The following is a 470-nucleotide window of genomic DNA, read 5'->3' as shown; positions in this document are numbered from 1 at the left end:
TTTTCATTTTTCTTCTGTAAAAAACACTCAATGGGTCCAAAAGCTCCATTTTTTGTTCCTGTGGTGTGGGATTTCTAGTTACCTTTCCAACAAGTCCAAGACCGCGCAATTCCGAGTCCTGTAGCAATAGTTACGGCTAATATAATGGGCAGCTTGCGCCATGGATTTGGGACCCATACCTCACCCGCTACTCCCGCAAATCGAAGGCACGTCAATGGAGATGCATATGGTCACTAGAGGCATGGTGGATTGGAACGTGGCACGATTCCTCGCAGAGTATTAGGACGCTAGGCGCGACAAGTTCCCGAACGTGGCCATATCTGAGGCTCGCGGGAAGACTGCCCCTTGTGTCATCCATTTTTTAGTTTTTATTTTGTAAAAAACACTAAATGAGTCCAAAACCTCCATTTTCCGTTCCTGTGGTGTGGGATTTGAAGTTACCTTTCTAACAAGTCCAAGACCGCGCAATT

At 46.2% G+C, this 470-nt stretch carries 1 protein-coding gene; it reads right to left on the bottom strand.

From position 1 onward, the window contains the following. Nucleotides 1-279: 279 nt before the first annotated feature. Nucleotides 280-470, bottom strand: a 191-nt coding sequence (locus KVT28_RS24695; protein WP_217550772.1) for a hypothetical protein, incomplete at its 5' end; no start/stop codon positions are given.

The sequence above is a fragment of the Pantoea sp. GbtcB22 genome, assembly GCF_019091025.1.
GTDB lineage: Bacteria > Pseudomonadota > Gammaproteobacteria > Enterobacterales > Enterobacteriaceae > Pantoea > Pantoea leporis.
This window is presented reverse-complemented; position numbering and strand designations above follow the sequence as displayed.